This is a genomic window from Pseudomonas sp. JV245A (assembly GCF_032424515.1).
Taxonomy (GTDB): Bacteria; Pseudomonadota; Gammaproteobacteria; order Pseudomonadales; family Pseudomonadaceae; genus Aquipseudomonas; species Aquipseudomonas protegens.
This window is the reverse complement of sequence record NZ_VYKE01000627.1, coordinates 1-290: the sequence shown is the minus strand read 5'-3', so window position 1 is coordinate 290 and position 290 is coordinate 1. Positions and strand designations below refer to the sequence as shown.

Annotated in this window: 1 pseudogene; it reads left to right on the top strand. The window is 67.9% G+C overall.

The annotated features are described in order from the left end of the window. Positions 1 to 290, top strand: a pseudogene (locus tag F6S12_RS33345) (methyl-accepting chemotaxis protein); the annotation flags it as partial.

The window sequence follows — 290 nt, the reverse complement described above, 5'->3', positions numbered from 1 at the left end:
GCGCCCGCGGCCTGACCCAGCAGAACAACGAGATCGAACAGGCCGCCACCGCGGTCAATGAAATGACCAGCGCCGTGGAAGAAGTGGCGCGCAATGCGGTGAGCACCTCCGAAGCCTCGAAGAGCGCCACCACTTCCGCCGGCGACGGCCGCGACCTGGTGCGCGAAACCGTGTCGGCCATCGAGCGCATGAGCTCCGACGTGCAAGGCACCGCCAGCCTGATCGGCGACCTGGCCAACGAGTCCCGGGACATCGGCAAGGTGCTGGACGTGATTCGCGGCCTGGCCGAC